Here is a 24,810-nt window from a genome sequence, read left to right as displayed (position 1 = left end):
TGATAAAAAAGGAGTGCATAGGATGACGGAACAACGCATCGAAGAGAATCGAGAAGGAACGATCATACGCCTGCAGGGCGGCTTTTATGATGTCATGACACCAGAAGGAGAAGTTCGTTCACGAGCAAGAGGAAATTTCCGAAAACGCGGCATCAGTCCAGTCGTCGGAGATGAAGTCGTGCTTCATATCGAAAGTGAGACGGGATATATTCTCGAAGTGAAGGAGCGGGACAACTTTTTAGTACGCCCGCCTGTCGCGAATATCGATCAAGCGTTGCTTGTCGTCTCGGCGGCAGAACCTGATTTTTCAGCGCATCTACTCGACCGATTTCTCGTCTTGATCGAAGCGAAGGAAATCCAACCCGTCATCCTGTTAACGAAGATGGATTTACTTGACGAAGTCAAAGGACCGGCTGTCCGAGAGGCGATTGCCGCTTACCGGAAGATTGGGTATACGGTCATCGAGACATCAAGTGAGACGTTGACGGGTGTTGAGCAAGTCCGTCCGTTACTTGCTGGAAAAACGAGCGTTCTCGCCGGACAATCCGGTGTCGGGAAAAGTTCATTGCTCAATGCACTGGAGCCCTCTCTTGATTTAGAAACAAGTGCGATCTCGAAATCACTCGGACGCGGACGTCATACGACGCGCCATGTCACATTAATGCCGCTTGCCGAAGGATTGATTGCCGATACGCCAGGTTTCTCGAACCTCGATTTTCCGTATGATATGGAAATCGAGGATGTACGGTGGAGTTTTCCTGAGTTCGTCGCTGTACAAGATGATTGTAAATACCGAGGTTGCTTGCATTTGAATGAACCCGGTTGTGCCGTCAAGGAAGCCGTCGAAGCCCAAGAAATCATGTCCTCTCGTTATGAGAACTATGGTATGTTTATAGACGAAATCAAGAATCGAGCCCGGAGGTATTGAAGATGATTAAAATTGCACCATCGATCTTATCAGCAGATTTTGCGAATCTTGAGCGTGATGTCAAAGCAGTCGAAGCAGCAGGCGCGGACTATATCCATTTTGATGTCATGGACGGTCAGTTCGTACCGAACATCTCATTTGGATTACCTGTGCTTAGCAGCTTACGTCAAAAGACGGATATGATTCTCGATGTCCATTTGATGATTGACCAGCCAGAACGTTTCGTTGAAGATTTCGTCAAGGCAGGAGCTGACATCGTGACGTTCCACGTCGAAGCGACGAATCATGTCCATCGTGTCTTGCAACAAATCAAAGCAGCGGGCGCAAAGGCAGGAGTCGTCTTGAATCCCCATACGCCATTATCAACGATTGAACACGTCCTTGAGGATGTCGATATGGTTTTATTGATGACGGTCAATCCGGGCTTCGGTGGACAAGCCTTCATCGAGCGTGTCATGCCGAAACTCGCAGCACTTGCGCAAATGAAAGCAGATCGTGGTCTGACATTTGAAATCGAGATTGACGGTGGCGTCAATCCGGAAACGGCAAAGCTTTGCATCGATAACGGTGCGAACGTTCTCGTCGCAGGATCAGCAATCTACAATGCACCAGATTATGCGGAAGCGATCACTAGCATTCGTCAAGGGGCTGCCGTATAATAAGAACGAGAAAACGAAATATGATGACCGCAAGGGGTGTCGCTTGAAAAGCGGCTGAGAGGAGTCTTTTAGACTTTAACCCTTCGAACCTGTTCCGTTCAAACGGACGTAGGGATGTGGCGCACGCAGGCAGTACGGCGTTCGTCGTACTGCCTTTTTGCGTCCTCTCGTACAATGAAGGAGGAAAAATAGCATGAAACGGTTACAAATGATGATGGAAATCGCCATCTTCGCCAGTCTCGGAGTCGTCTTTGATTTACTGATTCCATTCAAAATGCCACAAGGAGGCTCAATCAGCTTAGCGATGTTACCGATCTTCGTCATGGCATTTCGCCACGGTGTCGTTGGAGGGGTTGTTACGGGAGCGCTTGTCGGTACGATTCAATTGATGTTCGCTCCACAAGTCTTGACGATCGTTCAACCGATGCTTGACTATACGATTGCGTATGGTGTCGTCGGATTAAGTGGTCTGTTCGCGCGTCAAGTCAGACTAGCCGCGCGCAATGGACAAAAGAAAAGCTTGATGGCGTTCGTTCTCCTGGCGACGTTATTAGGCGCAGGACTCCGTTATATCTGTCATGTCATCAGTGGAATCGTCTTTTTTGCCGAGTATGCCGAAGGTCCAGTCGTACCGTATTCATTGATTTATAACGCGACATACATGGTACCGTCTTACGTTCTTTGTGGTGTCGTTGCGGGTCTTTTATTCACGACTGCGCCACGCTTACTCCGTTATTCGGCACGAGGCGTCTGAGATGCGGGCGATTCTCGTCTGTGCCGGTCCGCGAGAAGAAGCGCCGGATTTACGGACGTTTTGTCAGCCAGGTGATTTTATCGTCGGTGTCGACGGTGGTGTTCAGACGATTGAATCGTTTGGGCTGACATGCGACCTGACGATTGGTGATTTTGATTCGCTTGGTTATGTACCAGAAGGGGCAATCGTTCATCCGGCCGAGAAAGATGAAACGGATCTCGAACTGGCACTTCGTACAGTCTCAGAGAAGAAACAGTTTGAGGATACCTTCATTATCGGGGCGACAGGTGGGCGGCTCGACATGACCGTCCAAAATGTATATTTATTGAAGCGATACCCAGAGGCACGACTCGTGACGAAACGAGAAGAGGTACGATACTTGGCTGAGGGAACGTATGCAGTCGAAGCAGGGAGCTATCATTATCTTTCGTTCATTCCACTCGTACCATCGACTTTAAGCTTATCCGGAGTCAAATATCCACTTGATGCACATCCAGTACCGGTCGGAGGTTCCTTGACCGTCAGTAATGAATGGTGTGCGTCAGAAGCGAAGGTAGAGCTCCATCAAGGAGAACTATTGATGATGCGGACGCTTAAGGAATAGCACAATCATAGGAAAGAGGCCGTGGATGATTCCGCGGCCTCTTTCTTATGAGATCATTCTTCGAGTTGAGAGGGAGCGACACGGATGTCGCTTTGTGCTGCTAGATGTTTTCCTTTGACGAAGAGATGATAGCTTCCCCACATAACGAGGAAGAATGGAACACCGATGTATAGGGCAATCCGTTGGTCCGCTTGAAACGCAAGACTAACGAGGACGACGACGTTTAACGTCAACGAAATCAGTGGTAACACCGGATAAAGCGGTGTCTTGAATTTCAATTCGGATAGATCATGTCCGTTTCGCAAGAACTGCCGACGAAATGCGAGTTGAGAAGCAGAGATCGAAATCCAACCGACTTGAGCACCGAGCCCGGCTAAGGACAAGAGCCAGATAAAGACGGTATCCTCTGCGAAAAAGGCTGTTAGAAGCGATAACATCGCAAACATCATCGTAAAGAGTAAGGCACGCATCGGCACACCTCTTGCATTGACGTACGATAATTTCTTTGAAATCATGCCTTCTTGCGACATCGCCCATAACATTCGCGTTGCAGCGTAAAGTCCCGAGTTTCCGACAGATAATAGTGCTGTCAAGACGACGATATTCATCAAATCAGCAGCATACGGGATGCCGATCGCATCAAAGACCATGATAAATGGACTGCTGACCCCTTCAGCCGTCTCATACGGAATTAATGCCCCAACGATCGTAATTGATAAGACAAAGAAGATGAACGTGCGCCAGACTGTATTCCGAATCGCTTTTGGAATCGATTTTTCAGGCGTGTCGGACTCCCCAGCCGCGACACCGATCAATTCCGTTCCCTGAAAAGCGAAGTTGACGGCAATCATCGTCGTCAAGACACCAAGAATCCCGTTTGGAAACCAACCATTTGCTGTGAAGTTCGCAAATAACGAGGTTGGGCGATCTGCTTCCATTGGTAACCAGCCGAACCAAGCAGCACCACCTAGAATGATGAAGAAAAGGATCGCGAGGACCTTCAAACTTGAGAACCAGAATTCGGCTTCACCGAATGCTTTGGCTGAGACGGCATTCAGACCGAACAGTAAGACCGTAAAGACGGTACACCAAACGACGACGGGTACGTTCGGGAACCAACGATCCATCAAACTACCAGCTGCCGTAATTTCGAGTGCCACCGTCACGGCCCAGCCGAGCCAATAAATCCAACCGACGGCAAAGCCGATTCCTGGTCCAATGAAGCGGGTCGTATAGGTCTGAAATGACCCCGAGACCGGCAGATAGACCGCTAATTCCCCTAGACATAACATCGTCAGATACATGATGGTCCCACCCACGATGTAACTGAGGACGGCCCCGAAAGGTCCTGCTTGTGAAATCGTTAACCCTGACCCTAGAAATAAGCCTGTTCCGATGATCCCGCCGAGTGAGATCATGAACAGGTGTCGACTCGTCATCTCTCGTTTGAGTTGCATGATGACTTCCCCCAATTCTTACAAAATAAAGTACGTTCCTATTGTAAGCGTTTTCAATAAAGGCGACAATTAGTTTATGAGAAAAATAAATGAGGGTATAAAAAAACCGGAAGGGAAGATTCCCATCCGGTGGTTGCGCCTTATACGCGTTCGACTTTACCTGATTTAAGAGCTCGAGCTGAAACCCAAACCTTTTTCGGCTTACCGTCGACGAGGATACGTACTTTTTGTACGTTGACTCCCCAAGTACGTTTTGTTTTGTTCAATGCGTGTGAACGGTTGTTACCCGACTTTGGCGATTTCCCAGTAACGTAGCATTTACGTGCCATGCGTTCCGCCTCCTTTTATGTTGTTTTGCGTTCGTCCTAATAGACACTTTGCTATCTTAGCATGGTGTCAGGGCGGTTGCAACATAAAAAAAGTAGCTGACAAGAAAAAAACTTGACAGACAACCTCGAAATTTAAAATAATGGATGAGGATGATGGTAAAAGTTCATTTGACCGCTACTATTTTTCACTTATTCATTGTATAGTCAGTACGGCGACTTTTCAATAGTAGGTCCTTATAGTAGAATTATGAGAAGAATACAATATTCAAAGGGGGCTACTCAGGTGGCGATCGAGATGAAAACGACCTATGGAAAGATTGATGTAGATAATGATGTCGTCGCGCAACTTGCGGGCGGCGCAGCAATGGAATGTTTTGGTGTCGTTGGTATGGCATCCCAGTCTCAAATCAAGGATGGTCTTGCAGAACTCTTAAAACGCGAGAACTTTGCACGCGGTGTCATCGTTCGACAGGCTTCAGAGCAGGTCCATATCGATATGCATATCATCGTAAGTTATGGAACGAAAATCTCAGAGGTGGCGAATAACGTACAGAGTCGCGTGAAATACACGCTCAGTCAGGCACTAGGTCTTGACGTGACATCTGTGAACATCTTTGTCCAAGGAGTCCGCTTGACGAATGTCTAAGGCGGGAATAGAGGAGGAAACTTTAGTGAGTGTAGATCGTTTAACAGGAGCGCAGTTAGTCAAGATGATTCAAAATGGCGCGGCGAATCTCTATCAAAACGCAGATTTCGTCGATTCATTGAACGTCTTCCCTGTGCCAGATGGTGATACGGGAACGAACATGAATTTGACGATGACTTCAGGTGCAAAAGAAGCAGGTAAATCAACTTCGGATTCTGTATCGGAAGTCGCGAACGTCTTCGCACGTGGATTATTGATGGGAGCACGCGGAAACTCTGGCGTCATCTTAAGCCAACTGTTCCGTGGATTCTCGAAATCAATCGAAGGTAAGACAACGATTGATACGAAGGAATTCGCAGATGCGTTGCAAAAAGGTGTCGATACAGCATACAAAGCAGTCATGAAACCGGTTGAAGGAACAATTTTGACGGTTGCCCGTGAAACAGCGGTCGCTGCTATCGCACAATCTGAGACGACGACGGATTTCTTAGAGTTGATGCGTCAACTCGTCGAAGCTTCGAAAGTATCGCTCGACGGAACACCAGAACTTCTTCCGGTATTAAAAGAAGTCGGCGTCGTTGACTCTGGTGGTCAAGGTCTCGTTTGTATCTATGAAGGATTCCTCGCAACACTCGAAGGAAAAGAACTCGACAAACCGCATGCGCCTGTCATGGAAGCACTCGTCGAAGCAGAGCATCATAAAACGGCTCAAAGCTTCATGTCGACAGAAGAAATCCATTACGGTTACTGTACGGAAATCATGGTTCGTTTCCAAGATGACAAGCTTGCGAATGCACCGTTCAGCGAAGAAGACTTCCGGAACGAATTAGCGGAATTCGGTGATTCGTTGCTCGTCGTCGCGGATGAAGAACTGTTGAAAGTTCACGTCCACGTTGAAACACCAGGAGAAGTCATCACAAAAGGACAACGTTTCGGTGAACTCGTCGCTGTTAAGATTGAAAACATGCGTCAACAACACTCGACGATCCTTGAAGAAGAAGGAGCGAACCAAGTTACTCCAGTCGCTGCACCGAAGGCAAAAGCGAAAGCAGCCCTCGTGACAGTCGCAATGGGTGAAGGAATCAGCGAACTCTTTAAATCACTCGGTGTCAGTGTCGTCATCGAAGGCGGACAAACGATGAACCCGTCGACGGAAGATATCGTTAAGGCGATCGAGGATGCACACGCTGAACACGTTTATGTCTATCCAAACAACTCAAACATCATCATGGCCGCTGAACAAGCAGCATCTGTTGCGAATTGTGGTGTGACGGTCGTGAAATCAAAAACAGTCCCACAAGGTTTAGCAGCAACAATCGTCTATAATCCAGAAGCGACTGTCGAAGAGAACGAAGCGCATATGGCAGATGCGATTGCAGCCGTTAAGTCGGGACAAGTCACATATGCCGTACGTGATACGAACATCGATGGTGTAGAAATCAAGAAAGACGACCATATGGCGATTGCTGAAAAACAAATCGTCGCTACGGACGCTTCAAGTCTTGGTGCAGTCAAGAAACTCGTCGATACACTCGTCACGGAGGACGACGAAATCATCACGGTTCTTTATGGTGAAGGCGTTTCGACAGAAGAAGTCGACGACCTCGTTGCGTACATCGAATCGGTTAATCCGGATGCTGAAGTGGAAGTCCACGACGGCAAACAACCACTTTATTCGTACATTTTAAGCGTCGAATAAAACCATCATACTGAAAAAGGGCGACTAGCCTTTTCACGAATCCCACCATCTGCGATAATAGAGGTGGGATTTCGTTTGTTTCATAGAGAGGGGAAAAGAGATGAAATATCGTAGCGTCTTTGACATCATCGGACCAGTCATGGTTGGTCCATCGAGCTCGCATACAGCGGGAGCTGCACGGATCGGATTGATGGCGGGTAAATTATTCGGGGAAACACCTACTGTCATTCACATCACGTTTTACGGTTCATTCGCGGATACGTATCGTGGACATGGAACGGACGTCGCCATCATCGGCGGTGTTCTCGGATACGATACGTTTGACGACCGAATTCCGCAATCGATCGATATCGCGAAGTCAAAAGGGATTGAGATTCATTTCGAGACGAGTGAGGCGTTGACGGATCATCCGAATACGGCTCGTGTCCATTTGACGAATGGAGTAGAAGAGTTTGAATTGGTCGGTATTTCAATTGGTGGGGGAACGATTGAAATCACGGAATTAAATGGTGTACCGCTTCGTTTGTCCGGTGGGGGACCGGCACTCGTCGTCTTGCACCATGACCGCTTTGGTGCGATTGCAGCCGTGACGAGCATTTTGGCTGATTACGAAATCAACATCGGGCATATGGAAGTGTCACGTCATGAAAAAGGAAAACAAGCACTCATGGCAATTGAGATTGATGACCGGATAACGGCAGAAGTATTGGAAGAAATCGATCGGTTACCTCAAGTCGAGCGTGCCGTCATGATGGGAGAGTGAAGACATGTTTAAATCCGTAAAAGAACTCGTCGCCATCGCGACGGAACGAAATATTCCGATTTCGGAAGTCATGATCGAGCAAGAGATGACGGTTCGTCATTTAGAGCGAGATGAAGTCTATGCGATGATGGAACGAAACCTACAAGTGATGGAAGAAGCAGTCGCTCGTTCGCTTGATGGTGACGGTGTCCAGTCGGTGACAGGACTAACCGGTGGAGATGCTGTTTTGCTTCAACGGTACCGTGCTTCAGGTAAAGGTTTATCCGGTGATTTATTACTGGACGCCGTTAGTAAAGCAATCGGAACGAATGAAGTCAATGCCGCGATGGGGAAAATTTGTGCGACACCAACAGCAGGGAGTGCCGGCGTCGTGCCAGGTACGTTATTTGCGGTCAAAGATCGGTTAAACCCAACACGTGAGCAGATGTTACGCTTCTTGTTCACATCCGGTGCGTTCGGCTTCGTCGTCGCGAACAATGCGTCGATTTCCGGAGCGGCTGGTGGCTGTCAGGCAGAAGTCGGTTCAGCAACAGCGATGGCAGCTGCTGCGATCGTTGAGATGGCGGGCGGAACACCGGATCAGTCAGCACATGCTTTTGCGATCGCGCTGAAGAACATGCTCGGACTCGTCTGTGATCCTGTCGCAGGACTTGTCGAAGTACCATGCGTGAAACGCAATGCGATGGGCGGGGCGAATGCTGTTGTCGCTGCCGACATGGCACTCGCAGGAATCACGTCACGGATTCCGTGTGATGAAGTCATCTCAGCCATGCATGAGATTGGTCAGATGATGCCGTCTGCGCTTCGCGAGACAGCAAAAGGTGGACTCGCGAATACGCCGACGGGTCGCTGGCTCGAAGCGAAAATCTTCGGAGAGTTATCGAATGAATCCATCACGTGACGTCAAGACATTAAAAGGTGTCGGACGGGATTTAGCGAAAAAACTAGAAGAGATGAATATTCTCACCGTTGCGGACGTGCTCGAGCACGTCCCGTTTCGTTATGACGACTTCGTGACGGGAAGTCTAACGGAAGCAATCCATGAGGATAAAGTCAAGTTCACGGGTCAAGTCCAGTCTGAACCACTTGTGCGCTATTACGGTAAAGGAAAAAATCGTTTAACGTTCCGTCTGCTCGTTGAAGAACGGTATAGTGTGACCGTAACGATGTTCAACCGGGCATTCTACAAAGACCAATTGCAACTCGGGGCAGAAGTGACGGTCAGTGGCAAGTGGGATTTACACCGGATGACGATCTCTGCGACGGAATTGCAATTCGGGGCGATTGAAGGCGAATTGACACCCGTGTACTCGCTCCGGGGTGACATGCGGATGAAGACATTCCGACGCGTCGTCGACTTGGCGTTCAAGGAGACTGAGGCATTAGCTGAACGAATCCCGGATAGCATCCGGAAGACGTATCGGTTGCAAGACCGGATGACGATGTTGAAGTCGCTTCATTTCCCAACGAATCGACAAGAGTTAACGGCTGCTCGTCGCAGTTATGTCTATGAGGAGTGCCTCTATTTCCAACTGAAATTACAGGCGTTACGTCTTGGACGACGGAAAGGTCAAGGGATTGCCTTGCCTTTACATGAAACGGATATTGCCAATTTCATCAAGAGCCTGCCGTTTCCGCTGACAGGTGCACAGCAACGTGTGACAAAAGAGATCCTAGACGACATCGGTCGCGGCGAACGAATGAATCGGTTGTTGCAAGGAGATGTCGGAAGCGGAAAGACCGTCATCGCAGCCATCGCCTTGTTCGCGACGGTTCGTGCCGGAAAACAAGGCGCCTTGATGGTGCCGACCGAAATTTTAGCGGAACAGCATGCAGCGTCGCTCGCCCCATTGCTTGAACCACTTGGGATCCGAGTCGGTTTACTAACGAGTTCCGTTAAAGGGAAAGCGCGTGCACACTTGCTCGAAGCTCTTGTAACAGGAGAGATCGACGTCTTGGTCGGAACACATGCGCTGATTCAAGACACCGTCCAGTTCAAGGCATTACACCTCGTCATCACCGATGAACAACATCGCTTCGGTGTCGAACAACGAAAACGATTGCGTGCGAAAGCTGAACAGGCAGATGTATTATATATGACAGCGACACCGATTCCGCGTACGCTTGCGATATCGGTCTTTGGAGATATGGATGTTTCGATCATCGATGAGATGCCGGCGGGACGAAAGGAAATCGAGACCTACTGGGCGAAACCGCAACAGATGGAACGCGTTTTCGGGTTCGTCGAGAAAGAATTGTCGCAAGGTCGACAAGCCTACGTCATCACGCCATTGATCGAGGAATCCGAATCACTCGAAGTTCAAAATGCGATCGAATTACATGCGACATTGACTGAGCGGTTCAAGCCCTATCATGTCGGTTTGATGCATGGGCGCTTGACTTCTTCAGAAAAAGACGAGGTCATGCAAGCATTCAAGGAGAATACCGTTCAAATCCTTGTTTCGACGACGGTCGTCGAGGTCGGTGTGAACGTTCCGAATGCGTCGATCATCGTCATTCATGATGCAGAACGCTTTGGTCTTGCGCAATTACACCAATTAAGAGGACGCGTCGGTCGAGGCGATGCCCAGTCTTACTGTATTCTAATCGCCGATCCCTCTTCCGATACGGGAAAAGAACGGATCAAGACAATGACGGAGACGAACGATGGCTTCAAGCTAGCGGAAAAGGATTTAAAACTGCGCGGAGCCGGAAATTTCTTCGGTACCGAACAAAGTGGATTACCGCGCTTCGTCTTGACTGATCCGGCGCTCGATATACAAGTCATGGAAACTGCGCGACAAGATGCAGTCCGATTACTGCGATCGGACGCCTTTTGGCAAGCGCCGGAATACGATGTCTTGCGTGACTATATCGAACGACAAGGGCTACTTGAAGGAGAAAGAATCGAATAATACTTGAAAGTGAACAACAAGGGATATATACTACTGTTAGTACCAGGTAATAATAGTGGTCATCCTTCTTGTGGGAGGAACATACATGCGGGTACCTAAAAAAGAGAGACAACAAGAATTATTACAGACGATCGAGCAAAATCCGTTCATCACGGATGAAGCGCTGGCGACACGATTCCGTGTCAGTATCCAGACGATTCGTCTCGACCGGATGGAATTAAAGATTCCGGAATTACGGGAGCGAATTAAACACGTCGCGACCGAACGGCTGGATGATTTGCGTACGTTGACTGAAAATGAAGTCATTGGTGATATGATTGACCTGAAACTCGATACATCTGCGATCTCGATCCTTGAGATTTTGCCGGAACATGCGTTTAGTCGGAATGCAATCGCCCGCGGACATATTTTGTTCGCGCAGGCAAACTCGCTTGCGATTGCGCTCATCGACGATGAACTCGCGTTGACGACACGTGCGAACGTTCAGTTCACACGCTCCGTTCATGTCGGGGAACGCGTCGTTGCGAAGGCATTCGTCAGTTCCCATCGTCAAGATGGGCGTTCTGACATCACGGTGGAGAGTTATGTCGGTGAAGAATGTGTCTTTATCGGTGAGTTCACAGTGTATCGAAGTAGTAAGGAGGAATCGAAATGATTTTAGCAGTTGACGCTATGGGGGGCGATCACGCACCCCGTGCCATCGTAGAAGGGGTCGTTGCCTATTTGGCAGAACGTCCAAACGAAGACATCGATATCCGACTAGTCGGAGATGAGTTGAAATTACGCTCATACACAATCGAGGATCCGCGCGTGACGATCGTCCACGCGGCATCCGTCATCACCGGAGAAGACGAACCGGTACGTGCGATTCGCCGCAAGAAAGATAGCTCACTCGTTGTGGCTGCAAACCTGGTGAAATCAGGAGAGGCAGATGCCTTGATTTCAGCAGGCAACACGGGAGCGCTCATGACTGCCGGATTGTTCGTCATCGGTCGAATCGAAGGAGTTGACCGTCCTGCACTGGCCCCGACTTTCCCGACACGTAATGGGAAAGGTGTCGTCATCTTAGATGTTGGCGCCAACCCGGATGCGAAGGCAGAGCATTTGCTCGATTATGCCATCATGGGGTCTGTCTACGCAGAACAAGTTCGCGGCATCACACGTCCAAAAGTCGGACTCTTGAATATCGGATCAGAAGCCGGTAAAGGGAATGCACTGACGAAGGAAACGTATCCGCTACTTGAGACAGCACCGATTCATTTCGTTGGGAACGTCGAGGCGAGAGAAGCGATGAGCGGTGACGTCGATGTCATCGTCACGGAAGGTTTTGCCGGCAATACGTTACTTAAAAGTACTGAAGGGGCAGCCAGTATGATCATGGGTGTCATGAAGGAACAATTCATGAGCTCGTGGACATCAAAGCTCGCCGCTCTCGTACTGAAACCGAAGTTGAAAAAAATGAAGCAGTTGCTCGCCTATGAAGAATATGGCGGTGCTGGACTATTCGGGATTGCGGCTCCGGTCATCAAGGCGCATGGTTCAAGTAATGCCTACGCATTCAGCCGAGCGCTCGTTCAAGCGGAAAAGATGGTCGAACAAGAAGTCGTTGCCAAAATCGTTCAAGCGAAGGCAACAAAAGCACGTTAAGAAGGAGTGAGACGAGATGGGGAAAACAGTTTGGATGTTTCCGGGACAAGGGTCACAAACGCCTGGAATGGGACAGACGCTCATCACGCAAGACGAGACACGCCAAGCACTCGCTGACCTCGGAACGCGAATTGGTCTGGATCTGACGACGCTGATGACGACAGGGACGAAGGATGAATTGAAAGCGACGGACATCGCTCAACCAGCCATCGTCGCACACAGTGCATTACTCGCACAGCAGTACGCAGCACAAGGACATACACCTGATTTCGTACTCGGACACAGTGTTGGAGAATATAGTGCGCTCGTCGCAGCTTCTGTCATCACACCGTCTGAAGCCGTCTATCTCGTCCGAGAACGCGGAAAACTCATGAATCAAGTCACGGGTGGAACGATGGCGGCGGTCATCGGCATGAATGATGTCGAGGCAGCCCATCACGCGGTCGAATCGATTGCGGCAACGGGAGAGATCGTACAGATCGCCAATTACAACTGTCCTGGGCAATTCGTCATCTCTGGACAAATCGCAGCGGTCGAATCCGCTACAGCGAAGTTAAAAGAGCTCGGAGCAAAACGTGTCTTACCGCTTGATGTATCAGGTGCGTTCCATTCGTCGCTCATGACACCATTCGCACCACGATTCGAAGATATTCTCGTCTCGTCACCGTTTGAAGCGGCGAAGACGAAATTCATCTCGAACGTCGACAGTGCGTTCCACGATCAACCAGACGAATTGATTCGTTTGCTCGTTCAGCAGCTTTACTCACCGGTTCGATTCGAATCATGCGTCGAGCGTCTGATCGAAGAAGGTGCGGATACATTCATCGAGTTTGGTCCATCGTCTCCACTTAGCGGTCTCGTGAAACGAATCAAAAAAGATGCGAAGATCATCAGCATCACGACACTTGAGCAATTGGAAGCGGAGGGAATTCGTTGAGTAAAGTAGCACTCGTCACTGGCGCGTCACGCGGCATCGGAGCTGCCATCGCGAAGCGATTGGCAACAGATGGTTTCCGTGTCGTCGTCAACTATGCAGGAAGCACGGACAAGGCGGAAGCAGTCGTCCGTGAAATCAAGGAAGCAGGCGGAGAGGCACTCGCGATTCAAGCGAATGTCGCTGAAGCAGATGCTGTCAAACAGATGATCAAACAGACGATCGACACGTTCGGTCAACTGGATTGTGTCGTCAATAATGCTGGCATCACGCGTGATGGTTTGCTGATGCGCATGAAGGAAGCGGATTTTGATGCTGTCATCGATACGAACCTCAAAGGTGCGTTTCTCGTCACGCAAGCTGCGACACGTCCATTGTTAAAAACAAGCGGTCGTATCATCAACATCGCATCAGTCGTCGGTATTTCCGGAAATCCAGGGCAAGCGAACTATGTCGCAGCGAAAGCGGGTCTGATCGGGCTGACGAAATCCGTCGCACGTGAACTCGCGAGTAAAGGTGTCACAGTCAATGCCATCTGTCCAGGCTTCATCGAGACGGACATGACGGATGAATTGACGGAAGAACAGCGGAACCTGTCACTCGGGCAAATTCCGTTGAAACGCTTCGGTCAAACGGACGATATCGCTTCACTCGTCAGTTTCATCGCTTCAGATGAAGCGCGATACATCACAGGACAAACTCTTGCCGTTGATGGCGGCATGACGATGTAACACAACTAACGGTAGTACTTTGCCAAATCGGCAATCATCTTATATACTCAACTCATGGAGGGATTTTAAAATGACAAAAGAACAAATCTTAGTAGACGTACAAGAAGCAATCGCAGAAAAATTAGGAAAAGAACAAAGTGAAATCACACTTGATAAATCGTTCAAAGACGACCTCGGTGCTGACTCTCTCGAAGTCATGGAACTCGTCATGGACTTAGAAGACAAGTTCGAAATTACGATCGAAGATGAGCAAGCAGAAAACTTGAAGACTGTCGGCGATGTCGTCAACTACATCGAAACACAAGTCTGATCATTGAAGCTGACCCACCGCAATTTGCGGTGGGCTTTAGCTGTTTAGGAGGAACTATGACGAATCAAAAAGGACGTCGTGTCCGAAAAGGACCCTATGTAAAACGACGCAAGGATGCTCGGACGCTCGCTCAAATCGAGCAGAAATTCGAAGCGTTACAAGAGCGACTGAATATTACGTTTTCTAATGTCGAGCTATTAAAACAAGCCTTCACGCACTCTTCGTTCGTCAATGAACAACGCGAGTCTGAAGGGGATAACGAACGCCTAGAATTTTTAGGGGACGCGGTCTTAGAGTTGACAGTGTCACGCTATCTATTCGAACACTACCCGGAACGTTCCGAGGGGGAATTAACGAAATTGCGAGCGGCAATCGTCTGTGAACCGTCACTCGTCCAATTTGCGAATCACTATCAGTTTTCCGATATGATTCTGTTAGGTAAGGGGGAAGAACTGACCGGTGGTCGGAATCGTCCAGCCTTACTTGCGGATGTCTTCGAATCCTTCATTGGCGCCTTGTATCTTGACCAAGGCATCGAAGCAGCCGAACGATTCCTCGCCGAAGCGGTTTTTCCGAAAGTGGCGACAGGCTTTTTTGAAGAACAGACAGATTTCAAGAGTCAATTACAGGAAGCGATTCAACGTGTCGGTTTAGGTGTCATCGAGTATGAAATCATCGAGGAGCGCGGTCCGGCGCATAGTCGGGAATTTATCTCGCGTGTCCAAGTCGCGGATGAGCTGGAAGGGATCGGGACAGGCCGATCGAAAAAAGAGGCAGAACAACAGGCGGCAAAACAAGCCTTACTTGAATTAAAGAAACAGTTTTAAGCAACAAAGGCCGACCATCTCTCGAATACGTGAGAGATGATCGGCCTTTATCGTGTGAAGTTCGCTTGATTAGACAGTCTTGAGGGATTTCAGTTCGTCGACGATCGCATCGACCTCTGCCAGTGATAACGAGTCGCGCATCATGACGAACTCATAAATCTCTTTTAAGTCCTCGTTTTTTGAGCCATCGAACTGTTCTGCTTTAATGACCCCTTTGTTGATGATGTTCAATTTATCTAAGATTGCTTCAATCATTTGTTCAATCGTCATCGTGTTATTCGCTCCTCTTCTTCTTGTTTCGCGTGATACTACCTTAAAACCTATCATGTTGCTAGCGTTTCGGCTATGGTAAACTGAAAGAAATTCAAAAGAAATTTAAACATACGGGTGATCAAGATGTACTTAAAACGAATTGAAATCAATGGCTTCAAATCATTTGCCAGTCGAACTGAATTAGAATTCCTTCCGGGTGTCACGGCAGTCGTCGGACCGAACGGAAGTGGGAAATCAAATATATCGGACGCTGTCCGTTGGGTGCTCGGAGAACAATCTGCGAAGTCACTGCGCGGGGCGAAGATGGAAGACGTCATTTTTGCAGGCAGTCTGTCTGAACACCGGAAACAATTTGCCGAGGTGACGCTCGTCTTAGACAACGAGTCGGGAACGGTTGCGTTGCCGTATCAGGAAATCAGTGTCACGCGGCGTGTCAGCCGCAACGGAGACAGCGATTATTTTTTAAATAAAAAACCATGTCGCCTGAAGGATGTCCTTGATCTGTTCATGGATACAGGCTTGTCGCGTGATGCGTTTGCGATCATCGGACAGGGGCGAGTTGAACAAGTCATCTCCGGTAAACCGGAAGAACGTCGTGCTGTTATCGAGGAAGCAGCAGGCGTCTTGAAGTATCGTCATCGCAAGAAGCAAGCCGAGCGGAAATTAAGTGATACGGAAGCGAATCTATCGCGTGTCGATGATATTTTATATGAACTTGGCGGACGAATCGAGCCGTTACGTGAACAAGCGGCGCTCGCGAAGGAGTATCTCGTCGCTCGAGAACGGCATGATGTCCTCGAGCGTGGTATCTTGGCGCATGAAATCACGACGTATCAGACGGAGCTCGAAACACTAGCGCGTGACATCGCACAATGTGAAGAACGCCTTGCGTCTCAAAAGACGACTTACGAAGAGACCGTCGTGTCCCGAGAGAATCAAGAATCGACGCTCGAAGAAGAACGACAACAAGAAAACGCGTTGCAGGAGCAACTTCGACATGTCTCGACGCGACTGGTTGAAATCCAAGGTGCCCTTAACCTAGCGAAAGAGCGTGAAAAACACGGGACCGAGACGAAAGAGCGACTCGAACAAGAGGTTGCCGTCGTCGAAGAACGCGTCAAGGAACTGGAACTCGAACTGACCGCTTTACAGGAACGCCAAGCAGAAGTCGATCAGGAAGCAAAACGGATCACGGCTGAACGGGAAAGAGCCGATCAAGCGCTGACACAAACCGATCGTGATTTTGATAAGGAAGCCGAAGTATTACGTTCGGAAGCCTTTGAAGTGGCGAGTCGATTAGCTGCGACGAATAATGCCTATAACCGGGCGAAGCAAGATCTCATGCAGGCAGAAGAACAACAACGTTCATTTACGGCGGACAGCGGTACGAAACAATCGACGCGTCGTCAACTCGAGGAAGACGTCGCTCGACTAGAAGCGGATGTCGCTTCAATCCGGACGAAGTTGGACCAAGCAACGGAAGAAGAGACGACGGCACTTGCGGCACGAAATGAACAACAACATGCGTTACGCCAAGTCGAACAGTCCGTTGCGGATTTAGAGCGACGTCGGCATAAGACGGAAGACCGAATTGAATTCCTTGAATCCGTCAAAGCCGACTATAGCGGTTATTTCGGTGCTGTGAAGACGATTTTAAAACAACGAGATCAGCACCCAGGTATCCACGGAGCGGTCGCGGAGTTGATTTCGGTTCCGGCGCGCTTTGAAGCGGCAATCGAGACAGCGCTTGGTGGTGCGATGCAAAACATCGTCGTTGATACCGATGCAACAGGACGTCGTCTGATCCAGGAGCTTCGACGATTAAATGCCGGTCGAGCGACGTTCATGCCGCTCGCCTCACTGCAAGCACGCGAAGTCAATCGTTCAGTACGAGAACAAGTCGGTGGAATGTCTGGGTTCGTCGGGATCGCAAGTGAACTCGTGACGACAGACGAGACGTTGACGAAATTAAAGATGAACTTGCTCGGTACGACACTCGTCGTCGAGTCACTTGAACAGGCGAACCAAATCGCCCGTTCGACAGGACATCGCTATCGTCTCGTCACGCTCGAAGGAGATGTCGTCAACGTCGGCGGTACGATGACCGGCGGAAGTCGGAAAAAAGGTACACCACTGTTCAGTCAATCGCGTGAACTTGACGAGTTAAAAGAGGGACTGACGCGCGGGCAAGCGGTCATTCGGGAGCAGATGCGCCGCTTGGAAGATCTGAGAGCGGCGATCCAGACTCTTGATGCTACGGCTCGGACACGGACAGAAACGATTCAAGCATTACAAGGGCAACTCGAACAATCGCGCGATACGTTAGCAGATGCGAACCGTCATCTCGCTGTCATGACGTCTGAATTGTCGGTTGAAGATCGACAGATGGCACGTGTACTCGAACAAGAACAGGAAGCACGTCGGATCATCGAGACGTCGGAAGTCGAGATCGCAAAATGGACGGAGCGTCAAACAGAGCTCAGACAAGCCTTAGATCGTCTCAAGGATGCACAAGCCCGTGGTGCCGTCACGATGGACGAACTGAAGAAGGAACAAGCAGAAGCAGTTCTCGAAGAGCGGACGATTCAAATGAAACAAGCGCAGCTTTCGCAAGAGATCGAACGCCTGACGGAACAGGTCAGTCACGCGAAGCTTGAACGTGGTCATAAACGCCGTGACTTGCGTCATGTCCTTGAAGGATTCGACGAAGCGAAGATTGATGCCTTGCACGCGGAACAGCGCGAACAGGAACAGGAACAACAACGGGTCGAGACCGAACTCGCTGCGATCGGACAACGGATTCAAGTACAAGCAGAATCCCTGCGCTTGATCCGGATCCGCGAAGCGAAGACGAAGGACGATCAACAAACGACGAAACAGGCACTCGAGCAACTACGACTCTCGCAAGGGAAAACGAGCACGCGTCTTGAGACAAGACAAGAAATGCTGGAAGAGATGGGATTACTGCTCGAACTGATTGCACCACTTGATCTATCGTATGAAGAGGCAAAAGAGGAAATTCATCTGCTCAAACGCCAACTCGAAGAAATCGGCATCGTCAACATCGGTGCGATTGAGGAATTCGCAGAGGTCGATGAACGGTTTACGTTCCTATCCGCGCAACGGGATGATCTCGTCGCTGCTAAAACGGATCTCTATGGCGTCATCGAAGAGATGGACCGAGAAGTCATTCGGTTGTTCCGTCAAACGTATGATGCTGTCCGAGAACACTTCCGGGAAACATTCCGCGAGTTATTCGGGGGCGGTGAAGCCGATCTAGTCCTCGTTGACCCGAGTGATCTGTTGACGAGTGGAATTGATATCGTTGCGAAACCGCCTGGTAAGAAGCTGCAGAATTTATCGCTCTTGTCTGGTGGAGAGCGTGCCTTGACAGCAATCGCCTTATTATTTGCGATTCTAAAGACACGTCCTGTCCCGTTCTGTGTCCTCGATGAGGTCGAGGCGGCGCTTGACGAAGCGAACGTCGCGCGATTCGGCGAGTTCGTCCATCAGCTAGCACGCGAGACACAGTTCGTCATCATCACCCATCGGAAAGGAACGATGGAGGCGGCAGATGTCCTTTACGGCGTCACGATGCAGCAAAACGGGATATCTGAAGTGTTATCCGTTAAACTAGAAGAGGCACGACGTACATTAAGTGAAGAACCAAAGGAGATTAAACGATGAGTTTCTTTAAAAAACTGAAAGACCGCTTGACGACTTCGACACAAGAAGTCACGACTAAATTTACGGAAGGCTTGACGAAGACACGCGACGGATTAGCGAGTGCCGTCAATGATCTCGTCTACCGCTTCCGTGAAGTCGATGAAGACTTTTTCGAAGAGTTAGAAGAAGTGTTGATCCAAGCCGACGTCGGTGTGACGACGACGATGGATTTGGTCGAAGAATTAAAGACAGAAGTCAAACGACGTAACGTCAAGGATCCAAAACAAGTCCGGGATGTCCTCGTTGAAGTCGTCGCGAACATGTTAGTCGAAGAAGAAGAGACGGCCCTTGATCTTGATCATGAGCTGAATGTCATCCTCTTCGTTGGTGTCAACGGGGTCGGTAAGACGACAACGATCGGGAAACTTGCGAACCGATTAAAACAAGAAGGTAAGAGCGTCATGTTAGCAGCGGGAGATACGTTCCGGGCTGGTGCGATCGATCAACTGCAAGTCTGGGGCGAACGCTCCGGTGTACCGGTCATTCGTCAAGGCGAAGGCTCCGATCCGGCTGCTGTCGTTTATGACGCCGTCCAAGCAGCGAAAGCACGTAAGGTCGACGTCCTGATTTGTGATACGGCAGGACGCCTACAAAACAAGGTCAATTTGATGAACGAGCTCGAAAAGGTCAAACGCGTCATTGAACGTGAGATTCCAGGCGCACCCCATGAAGTGTTACTAGCACTTGACGCAACAACAGGGCAAAACGCGATGGTGCAGGCAAAAGCCTTCAAACAAGCGACGAACGTTAGCGGAATCGTTTTAACGAAACTTGACGGCACAGCAAAAGGTGGGATTGTTCTTGCGATCAAGAACGAGCTGAATCTACCGGTGAAGTTCGTGGGTCTCGGTGAAAAAATCGATGATTTACAACCATTTGACGCAGAACAATTCGTATATGGACTGTTCGGCGATGTCTTTGAAGAAAAAGAAAACGTCGACACGGAAGAAAGCGCAGAATAAGCGACGTTTCATGTAAAGAAAAAAACTTGACAACACACTGTGAGGGCTGTACTATACTATCTGTAAAGGAATTTCACTTAACATTGCGGAGGTGCTCGGATGACACTTGATAAAACGAACCGGATGAACTATCTGATTGACTTTTATCAGGAGCTTTTGACGCCAAAACAACGGAATTACATGTCACTCTATTACTTAGATGACTTTTCCTTAGGTGAGATCGCCGATGAGTTTGAAGTCAGCCGACAAGCAGTCTACGACAACATAAAACGCACGGAAGCCATGCTCGAGCAGTATGAAGAACGACTATCCCTGTTCAAGAAACACGAACGGCGAAAGCAGTTACTCGATCAGCTGAAGCAATGCGACCTTCCGGGTGAAGCCCTAGTGATCATTGAGACATTGGAGCAATTAGAGTAGGAGGCATTCTTAATGGCATTCGAAGGATTATCGGAACGGCTTCAAGCCAGTCTCGCTAAAATGCGAGGTAAAGGTAAGATTTCTGAAGCAGACGTCAAAGAGATGATGCGCGAAGTTCGCTTAGCGCTACTCGAAGCCGACGTCAACTTCAAGGTCGTCAAACAATTCGTAAATGATGTAAAGGAACGTGCCGTCGGACAGGATGTCATGACGTCTTTGACGCCAGGACAACAAGTCGTCAAAATCGTCCACGATGAATTGACGAATCTGATGGGTGCAGAAGTGTCACCGTTGACGCTTGCGAACCGTCCTCCGACCGTCATCATGATGACCGGTCTGCAAGGGGCAGGTAAAACAACGACAACGGGTAAACTTGCCAATCATTTACGTAAAAAACATAATCGTAGTCCTTTGCTTGTTGCGGCGGATATTTATCGTCCGGCAGCAATCAAACAATTAGAGACACTCGGAAAACAATTGGAGTTACCGGTCTTCTCGATGGGAGATCAGGTTAGTCCACAAGAAATCGTTACCGGTGCACTCGATTATGCAAAAGAGCATCATCACGATATCGTGTTGATCGATACGGCAGGTCGCTTACACGTCGATGAGGAACTGATGCAGGAACTCGTTGATGTTAAGGAGATCGCCAAACCGCATGAAATCTTCCTTGTCGTCGATTCGATGACGGGTCAGGATGCCGTCAACGTCGCAGAGAGCTTCAACGAGAAGCTTGGCGTAACGGGAGTCGTTCTGACGAAGCTCGACGGAGATACGCGAGGTGGTGCAGCACTCTCCATCAAGGCAGTCACCGGAGCACCGATTAAGTTCGTCGGTCTTGGAGAGAAGCTCGATGCCATCGAACCATTCTATCCCGAGCGGATGGCGTCTCGGATTCTAGGCATGGGAGACATGCTGACACTGATTGAAAAAGCAGAGTCACAAATGGACGCTACGCGTGCCAAAGAGTTAGAAAGCAAAATGCGCGATGCATCGTTTACATTCGATGATTTCATCGAGCAGTTGCAGCAAGTGAAACAGATGGGTCCACTCGACGAACTGTTGGGAATGATCCCTGGGGCAGGTAAAGGGAAGATGAAGGGGTTGAAAAACGCCCAAATCGATGAGAAGCAACTCGTGTATGTCGAAGCGATCATCCAATCGATGACGAAACGAGAGCGGACTGAACCTGAAATCTTGAATGCGAGCCGTCGGAAGCGGATTGCCCGTGGTAGCGGACGCAGTATCCAAGAAGTCAACCGTCTCATTAAACAGTTCGAAGACATGCGGAAAATGATGAAACAATTTTCCGGACAGATGGGCAAAGGGAAAAAGAAAGGCTTTGGCCTTCCATTCTTTTAAAAGTCTTTTCTCTTTTGCTGTAACGTTGTATACTAATGAAGTTGTCAATTTGACTAAACGAAAAAATCATTTATTATTTGGAGGGACTTACGAATGGCAGTTAAAATTCGTCTTAAGCGCATGGGCGCAAAAAAATCACCTTTCTACCGTGTGGTAGTAGCAGACTCACGTGCACCACGTGATGGTCGTTTCATTGAGCAAATCGGATACTACAATCCAGTTGCTAAACCAGAAGCAGAAGTTAAAATCAACGAAGAGCTAGCTCTTAAATGGCTCTCTGAAGGTGCTAAACCTTCGGACACAGTTCGTAACCTCTTCTCACAAGCTGGTATCATGGAGAAATTCCACAACGCGAAACTCGCGAAGTAAGACGTTAGGAGGTGAGCGAAAGCTTACCTCCTTTTTTTAATTCAAGAAAGGAAGTGAAACGAATGGAATGGTTGGAAATTGCGAAAATCGCCAACACGCACGGTCTAAAAGGGGAATTGAAGTTACTCGCAAGCACGGATTTTCCGGAAGAACGCTTTAAGGTCGGAAAAGAAGTCTTTCTCGGCTCTGAAGGCACGTATACACCGGTAACGATCAGTGGCTACCGGAAGCATAAACAATTCATCATGGTGACGTTCAAAGGGATGCATCATATCAATGACGTCGAGAAGTACAAAGGATTGAAACTCTATGTCCATGCAGAAGACTTACAGGACTTAGACGAGCATGAATTTTACTATCATGAGATCATCGGTTGTACGGTTTATGACGGTGAGACGAAAATAGGAGTCGTATCCGACATTCTCGAAACGGGCGCAAATGACGTCTGGACGATCAAACGCGACGGAAAAAAAGATGTCCTGATTCCGTATATCGAGCAAGTCGTCGCTTCCGTCGACGTCGAACAGAAACGCATTCAGATCACGCCGCTTCCGGGACTGATCGAGGAATGAACATCCGTGTATTGACGCTGTTTCCTGAGATGTTTTCAGCGCTTGATCATTCGATCGTCAAGCGAGCGCAAGACGATCAACACGTCATACTCGAAACAATCAATTTTCGAGACTTTTCAACGAATCGACATGGTAAGGTCGATGATTATCCGTATGGCGGAGGAGCGGGCATGCTGTTGACACCGCAACCCGTCTTCGATGCGATGGCAAGTCTACCGGAACGAAAACGACGAATCATCGTCATGACACCGACCGGTAAACGGTTTTCGCAACGAATGGCGGAAGAATGGGCAAACGAAGAAGAACTGGTCTTCTTATGTGGTCACTATGAGGGGTTTGATCAGCGAATCCATGATCAGTTGGTGACGGATGAGGTCTCGCTCGGAGACTTCGTCTTGACGGGAGGAGAACTCGCTGCGATGACGATGATTGACGCAGTCGTCCGCCTCTTACCGGACGTCCTCGGTGCGTCTGCGAGTCACGAAGATGATTCCTTCTCAACGGGACTTCTCGAATACCCGCACTATACACGTCCGGCAGAATATAAAGGGTACCGAGTACCCGATGTTTTGTTATCAGGCAACCATGCCCGGATTGAAAAATGGCGACGGGAACAGTCGCTGAAGCGGACATATGAGCGGCGCCCTGATCTTCTCGTGGATGCATCGTTGACGGATGAAGATCAGCGTTATTTAGACTCGATTTCAGGATTGTCAAACGACTGAATCTATGATAAGTTAAAACATGTGGCAAAAGCCACCCATTAACGATGTTCCGCTGTCGGATGCTTGAAGCAAATGAAGATAAGAACATTGGTGAAAAAAGGAGAAATCATTCATGAACACACAACAATTGTTCCGTGAACTTACACAAGAACAAATCAAGTCAGACGTCCCTGCGTTCCGTCCTGGGGATACAGTCCGTGTACACGTTAAAGTCGTCGAGGGTACGCGTGAGCGTATTCAGCTCTTCGAAGGCGTAGTCATCAAACGTCACGGTGGCGGCATCAGTGAAACATTCACAGTCCGTAAAATTTCTTACGGAGTTGGCGTTGAGCGTGCTTTCCCGCTCCACTCACCACGTGTTGCACAAATCGAAGTCGTTCGCTACGGTAAAGTCCGTCGTGCGAAACTTTACTACCTCCGTAACCTTCGTGGTAAAGCGGCGCGTATTAAAGAAATTCGTCGTTAATCATGTGAAAAAGTGGCTTGTCTCCGGACAAGCTTCTTTTTTTTGCAGTTTATGCGTATACTAGTCCTTAGGAAGAAATTGCGTTAATCAAGGGAGTGGAATTCGTGAAGGAGTTATTCAGTTGGGTAAAGGCGCTCGTCGTAGCGCTCGTCATCGCGTTCATCATTCGAACGTTCCTGTTCGTACCCGTCATCGTTGATGGGGAATCGATGATGCCGACCTTACACAATGCGGATCGAATGATCGTCAATAAGGTCCCGTACTATTTTAATGAACCAGAAAGAGGCGATATCGTCGTCTTCCATGCAACGGAAACGCGAGACTATATCAAACGGGTCATCGCTGTTCCGGGAGATACGATGTATTACAAAGATGATACATTGTATGTCAACGATAAGAAAGTCGCTGAACCGTATTTGAAAGAATACAAAGCCCAGATGAGTGGTGTGCCATTGACGGAAGACTTCACGCTTGAAGAGCGAACAGGAGAGACGACTGTTCCAAAAGGAAAAGTATTCGTCATGGGAGATAATCGTCAAAATTCAAAAGATAGTCGTGATATCGGTTTTGTTGATGAAGATCAAATCGTCGGAACGACGAACTTCGTCTTCTATCCATTCAATGATGTACGCTCTGTCGATTAAAACGAACGAAGATGAGACGCTTGCCGTTAAAAGTAAGCAGCTCATCTTCTTTTCTTGTCTGAAGTTGCGTATACTAGGGAGTGGATGT

The 24,810-nt window shown here is 48.9% G+C and carries 27 protein-coding genes and 1 riboswitch; of the genes, 24 read left to right on the top strand and 3 right to left on the bottom strand.

The annotated features are described in order from the left end of the window. Positions 1-22 precede the first annotated feature (22 nt). From rsgA to KNQ12_RS03345, 4 genes are all read left to right on the top strand, one after another. Entirely contained in the window at positions 23-928 is a 906-nt protein-coding gene (rsgA, locus tag KNQ12_RS03360; RefSeq protein WP_023468763.1) for a ribosome small subunit-dependent GTPase A, read from the top strand. Between the two features lie 2 nt (positions 929-930). Then, positions 931-1,587, top strand: a complete 657-nt coding sequence (gene rpe / locus KNQ12_RS03355) for a ribulose-phosphate 3-epimerase (RefSeq protein ID WP_029342106.1) — start codon at positions 931-933, stop codon at positions 1,585-1,587. A gap of 22 nt (positions 1,588-1,609) precedes the next feature. Further along, positions 1,610-1,719, top strand: a riboswitch (TPP riboswitch). 61 nt (positions 1,720-1,780) lie between these two features. Continuing rightward, positions 1,781-2,341, top strand: a complete 561-nt coding sequence (thiT, locus tag KNQ12_RS03350) for an energy-coupled thiamine transporter ThiT (protein ID WP_023468761.1) — start codon at positions 1,781-1,783, stop codon at positions 2,339-2,341. A gap of 1 nt (position 2,342) precedes the next feature. Then, positions 2,343-2,945, top strand: a complete 603-nt coding sequence (locus KNQ12_RS03345; protein WP_029342104.1) for a thiamine diphosphokinase — start codon at positions 2,343-2,345, stop codon at positions 2,943-2,945. A 53-nt stretch (positions 2,946-2,998) separates the two neighbouring features. On the opposite strand, the gene KNQ12_RS03340 is transcribed toward KNQ12_RS03345, so the two are convergent. Both KNQ12_RS03340 and rpmB read right to left on the bottom strand, forming a co-directional pair. Beyond that, positions 2,999-4,402 (bottom strand): amino acid permease, encoded by a 1,404-nt coding sequence (locus KNQ12_RS03340; RefSeq protein WP_214746337.1) that lies wholly within the window; start codon positions 4,400-4,402, stop codon positions 2,999-3,001. A gap of 140 nt (positions 4,403-4,542) precedes the next feature. Beyond that, positions 4,543-4,731, bottom strand: a complete 189-nt coding sequence (rpmB, locus tag KNQ12_RS03335) for a 50S ribosomal protein L28 (RefSeq protein ID WP_023468758.1) — start codon at positions 4,729-4,731, stop codon at positions 4,543-4,545. A 283-nt stretch (positions 4,732-5,014) separates the two neighbouring features. Between rpmB and KNQ12_RS03330 the strand changes: the two genes are divergently transcribed. The 11 genes from KNQ12_RS03330 (at position 5,015) to rnc (ending at position 15,203) form a co-directional block, all read left to right on the top strand. Then, positions 5,015-5,377 (top strand): Asp23/Gls24 family envelope stress response protein, encoded by a 363-nt coding sequence (locus KNQ12_RS03330; RefSeq protein ID WP_023468757.1) that lies wholly within the window; start codon positions 5,015-5,017, stop codon positions 5,375-5,377. Between the two features lie 25 nt (positions 5,378-5,402). Continuing rightward, positions 5,403-7,076: a DAK2 domain-containing protein gene (locus KNQ12_RS03325; protein WP_369792079.1), complete on the top strand. Its 1,674-nt coding sequence runs from the start codon at positions 5,403-5,405 to the stop codon at positions 7,074-7,076. A 100-nt stretch (positions 7,077-7,176) separates the two neighbouring features. Further along, complete coding sequence (gene sdaAB, locus KNQ12_RS03320; RefSeq protein ID WP_023468755.1) at positions 7,177-7,839, top strand: L-serine ammonia-lyase, iron-sulfur-dependent subunit beta; 663 nt, start codon at positions 7,177-7,179, stop codon at positions 7,837-7,839. 4 nt (positions 7,840-7,843) lie between these two features. Further along, positions 7,844-8,740 (top strand): L-serine ammonia-lyase, iron-sulfur-dependent, subunit alpha, encoded by an 897-nt coding sequence (sdaAA, locus tag KNQ12_RS03315; protein WP_023468754.1) that lies wholly within the window; start codon positions 7,844-7,846, stop codon positions 8,738-8,740. Then, on the top strand, positions 8,724-10,754 hold the full coding sequence (gene recG, locus KNQ12_RS03310; RefSeq protein WP_035396758.1) for an ATP-dependent DNA helicase RecG: 2,031 nt from the start codon (positions 8,724-8,726) through the stop codon (positions 10,752-10,754). The genes sdaAA and recG overlap by 17 nt, the downstream gene beginning before the upstream one ends. Positions 10,755-10,839: 85 nt before the next feature. Continuing rightward, entirely contained in the window at positions 10,840-11,409 is a 570-nt protein-coding gene (gene fapR, locus KNQ12_RS03305) for a transcription factor FapR (RefSeq protein WP_214746333.1), read from the top strand. Then, on the top strand, positions 11,406-12,401 hold the full coding sequence (plsX, locus tag KNQ12_RS03300; RefSeq protein WP_055968645.1) for a phosphate acyltransferase PlsX: 996 nt from the start codon (positions 11,406-11,408) through the stop codon (positions 12,399-12,401). Before fapR ends, plsX begins: the two co-directional genes overlap by 4 nt. A gap of 16 nt (positions 12,402-12,417) precedes the next feature. Further along, a complete protein-coding gene (gene fabD, locus KNQ12_RS03295; RefSeq protein WP_035396761.1) occupies positions 12,418-13,338 on the top strand; it encodes an ACP S-malonyltransferase in 921 nt (306 codons plus the stop codon). Further along, complete coding sequence (gene fabG, locus KNQ12_RS03290) at positions 13,335-14,066, top strand: 3-oxoacyl-[acyl-carrier-protein] reductase (RefSeq protein ID WP_035396763.1); 732 nt, start codon at positions 13,335-13,337, stop codon at positions 14,064-14,066. Before fabD ends, fabG begins: the two co-directional genes overlap by 4 nt. A 70-nt stretch (positions 14,067-14,136) precedes the next feature. Further along, positions 14,137-14,376: an acyl carrier protein gene (gene acpP / locus KNQ12_RS03285; protein WP_029342095.1), complete on the top strand. Its 240-nt coding sequence runs from the start codon at positions 14,137-14,139 to the stop codon at positions 14,374-14,376. A gap of 56 nt (positions 14,377-14,432) precedes the next feature. Beyond that, positions 14,433-15,203, top strand: a complete 771-nt coding sequence (gene rnc / locus KNQ12_RS03280) for a ribonuclease III (RefSeq protein WP_023468747.1) — start codon at positions 14,433-14,435, stop codon at positions 15,201-15,203. A 69-nt stretch (positions 15,204-15,272) separates the two neighbouring features. Here rnc and KNQ12_RS03275 read toward each other — a convergent pair whose 3' ends face one another. Beyond that, on the bottom strand, positions 15,273-15,473 hold the full coding sequence (locus KNQ12_RS03275; RefSeq protein ID WP_023468746.1) for a DUF1128 family protein: 201 nt from the start codon (positions 15,471-15,473) through the stop codon (positions 15,273-15,275). A gap of 126 nt (positions 15,474-15,599) precedes the next feature. On the opposite strand from KNQ12_RS03275, the gene smc reads away from it, so the two are divergent. The 9 genes from smc to lepB all read left to right on the top strand — a co-directional run bounded on the left by smc (position 15,600) and on the right by lepB (position 24,722). Continuing rightward, positions 15,600-19,163: a chromosome segregation protein SMC gene (gene smc / locus KNQ12_RS03270; protein ID WP_214746330.1), complete on the top strand. Its 3,564-nt coding sequence runs from the start codon at positions 15,600-15,602 to the stop codon at positions 19,161-19,163. Beyond that, positions 19,160-20,164: a signal recognition particle-docking protein FtsY gene (gene ftsY, locus KNQ12_RS03265; RefSeq protein ID WP_023468744.1), complete on the top strand. Its 1,005-nt coding sequence runs from the start codon at positions 19,160-19,162 to the stop codon at positions 20,162-20,164. Before smc ends, ftsY begins: the two co-directional genes overlap by 4 nt. Positions 20,165-20,263: 99 nt before the next feature. Continuing rightward, positions 20,264-20,584 (top strand): putative DNA-binding protein, encoded by a 321-nt coding sequence (locus KNQ12_RS03260; RefSeq protein ID WP_023468743.1) that lies wholly within the window; start codon positions 20,264-20,266, stop codon positions 20,582-20,584. A 12-nt stretch (positions 20,585-20,596) separates the two neighbouring features. Next, complete coding sequence (gene ffh / locus KNQ12_RS03255) at positions 20,597-21,946, top strand: signal recognition particle protein (protein WP_023468742.1); 1,350 nt, start codon at positions 20,597-20,599, stop codon at positions 21,944-21,946. 93 nt (positions 21,947-22,039) lie between these two features. Then, on the top strand, positions 22,040-22,315 hold the full coding sequence (gene rpsP, locus KNQ12_RS03250) for a 30S ribosomal protein S16 (RefSeq protein WP_023468741.1): 276 nt from the start codon (positions 22,040-22,042) through the stop codon (positions 22,313-22,315). 62 nt (positions 22,316-22,377) lie between these two features. Next, the gene (gene rimM / locus KNQ12_RS03245; protein ID WP_023468740.1) at positions 22,378-22,887 is read left to right on the top strand and encodes a ribosome maturation factor RimM; all 510 of its coding nucleotides are present in this window, start codon (positions 22,378-22,380) and stop codon (positions 22,885-22,887) included. After that, on the top strand, positions 22,884-23,612 hold the full coding sequence (gene trmD, locus KNQ12_RS03240) for a tRNA (guanosine(37)-N1)-methyltransferase TrmD (RefSeq protein WP_023468739.1): 729 nt from the start codon (positions 22,884-22,886) through the stop codon (positions 23,610-23,612). Before rimM ends, trmD begins: the two co-directional genes overlap by 4 nt. A gap of 112 nt (positions 23,613-23,724) precedes the next feature. Next, a complete protein-coding gene (rplS, locus tag KNQ12_RS03235; protein ID WP_023468738.1) occupies positions 23,725-24,078 on the top strand; it encodes a 50S ribosomal protein L19 in 354 nt (117 codons plus the stop codon). Positions 24,079-24,182: 104 nt separating this feature from the next. After that, on the top strand, positions 24,183-24,722 hold the full coding sequence (lepB, locus tag KNQ12_RS03230; protein WP_064299642.1) for a signal peptidase I: 540 nt from the start codon (positions 24,183-24,185) through the stop codon (positions 24,720-24,722). The last annotated feature ends 88 nt before the right edge of the window (positions 24,723-24,810 follow it).

The sequence above is a fragment of the Exiguobacterium sp. s11 genome (assembly GCF_018619015.1).
GTDB classification, from domain to species: Bacteria; Bacillota; Bacilli; order Exiguobacteriales; family Exiguobacteriaceae; genus Exiguobacterium_A; species Exiguobacterium_A indicum.
The sequence above is the reverse complement of the archived record's forward strand: the minus strand, read 5'-3'. Positions and strand labels throughout refer to the sequence as shown.

Coding starts and splice junctions, on each gene's coding strand:
- rsgA (WP_023468763.1), top strand. CDS start 23: ATGACGGAACAACGCATCGAAGAGAATCGAGAAGGAACGATCATACGC.
- KNQ12_RS03275 (WP_023468746.1), bottom strand. CDS start 15,473: ATGACGATTGAACAAATGATTGAAGCAATCTTAGATAAATTGAACATC.
- ffh (WP_023468742.1), top strand. CDS start 20,597: ATGGCATTCGAAGGATTATCGGAACGGCTTCAAGCCAGTCTCGCTAAA.
- recG (WP_035396758.1), top strand. CDS start 8,724: ATGAATCCATCACGTGACGTCAAGACATTAAAAGGTGTCGGACGGGAT.
- trmD (WP_023468739.1), top strand. CDS start 22,884: ATGAACATCCGTGTATTGACGCTGTTTCCTGAGATGTTTTCAGCGCTT.
- sdaAA (WP_023468754.1), top strand. CDS start 7,844: ATGTTTAAATCCGTAAAAGAACTCGTCGCCATCGCGACGGAACGAAAT.
- acpP (WP_029342095.1), top strand. CDS start 14,137: ATGACAAAAGAACAAATCTTAGTAGACGTACAAGAAGCAATCGCAGAA.
- rimM (WP_023468740.1), top strand. CDS start 22,378: ATGGAATGGTTGGAAATTGCGAAAATCGCCAACACGCACGGTCTAAAA.
- sdaAB (WP_023468755.1), top strand. CDS start 7,177: ATGAAATATCGTAGCGTCTTTGACATCATCGGACCAGTCATGGTTGGT.
- KNQ12_RS03260 (WP_023468743.1), top strand. CDS start 20,264: ATGACACTTGATAAAACGAACCGGATGAACTATCTGATTGACTTTTAT.
- fabD (WP_035396761.1), top strand. CDS start 12,418: ATGGGGAAAACAGTTTGGATGTTTCCGGGACAAGGGTCACAAACGCCT.
- fapR (WP_214746333.1), top strand. CDS start 10,840: ATGCGGGTACCTAAAAAAGAGAGACAACAAGAATTATTACAGACGATC.
- smc (WP_214746330.1), top strand. CDS start 15,600: ATGTACTTAAAACGAATTGAAATCAATGGCTTCAAATCATTTGCCAGT.
- KNQ12_RS03345 (WP_029342104.1), top strand. CDS start 2,343: ATGCGGGCGATTCTCGTCTGTGCCGGTCCGCGAGAAGAAGCGCCGGAT.
- rplS (WP_023468738.1), top strand. CDS start 23,725: ATGAACACACAACAATTGTTCCGTGAACTTACACAAGAACAAATCAAG.
- KNQ12_RS03340 (WP_214746337.1), bottom strand. CDS start 4,402: ATGCAACTCAAACGAGAGATGACGAGTCGACACCTGTTCATGATCTCA.
- rpe (WP_029342106.1), top strand. CDS start 931: ATGATTAAAATTGCACCATCGATCTTATCAGCAGATTTTGCGAATCTT.
- thiT (WP_023468761.1), top strand. CDS start 1,781: ATGAAACGGTTACAAATGATGATGGAAATCGCCATCTTCGCCAGTCTC.
- plsX (WP_055968645.1), top strand. CDS start 11,406: ATGATTTTAGCAGTTGACGCTATGGGGGGCGATCACGCACCCCGTGCC.
- rpmB (WP_023468758.1), bottom strand. CDS start 4,731: ATGGCACGTAAATGCTACGTTACTGGGAAATCGCCAAAGTCGGGTAAC.
- rpsP (WP_023468741.1), top strand. CDS start 22,040: ATGGCAGTTAAAATTCGTCTTAAGCGCATGGGCGCAAAAAAATCACCT.
- rnc (WP_023468747.1), top strand. CDS start 14,433: ATGACGAATCAAAAAGGACGTCGTGTCCGAAAAGGACCCTATGTAAAA.
- ftsY (WP_023468744.1), top strand. CDS start 19,160: ATGAGTTTCTTTAAAAAACTGAAAGACCGCTTGACGACTTCGACACAA.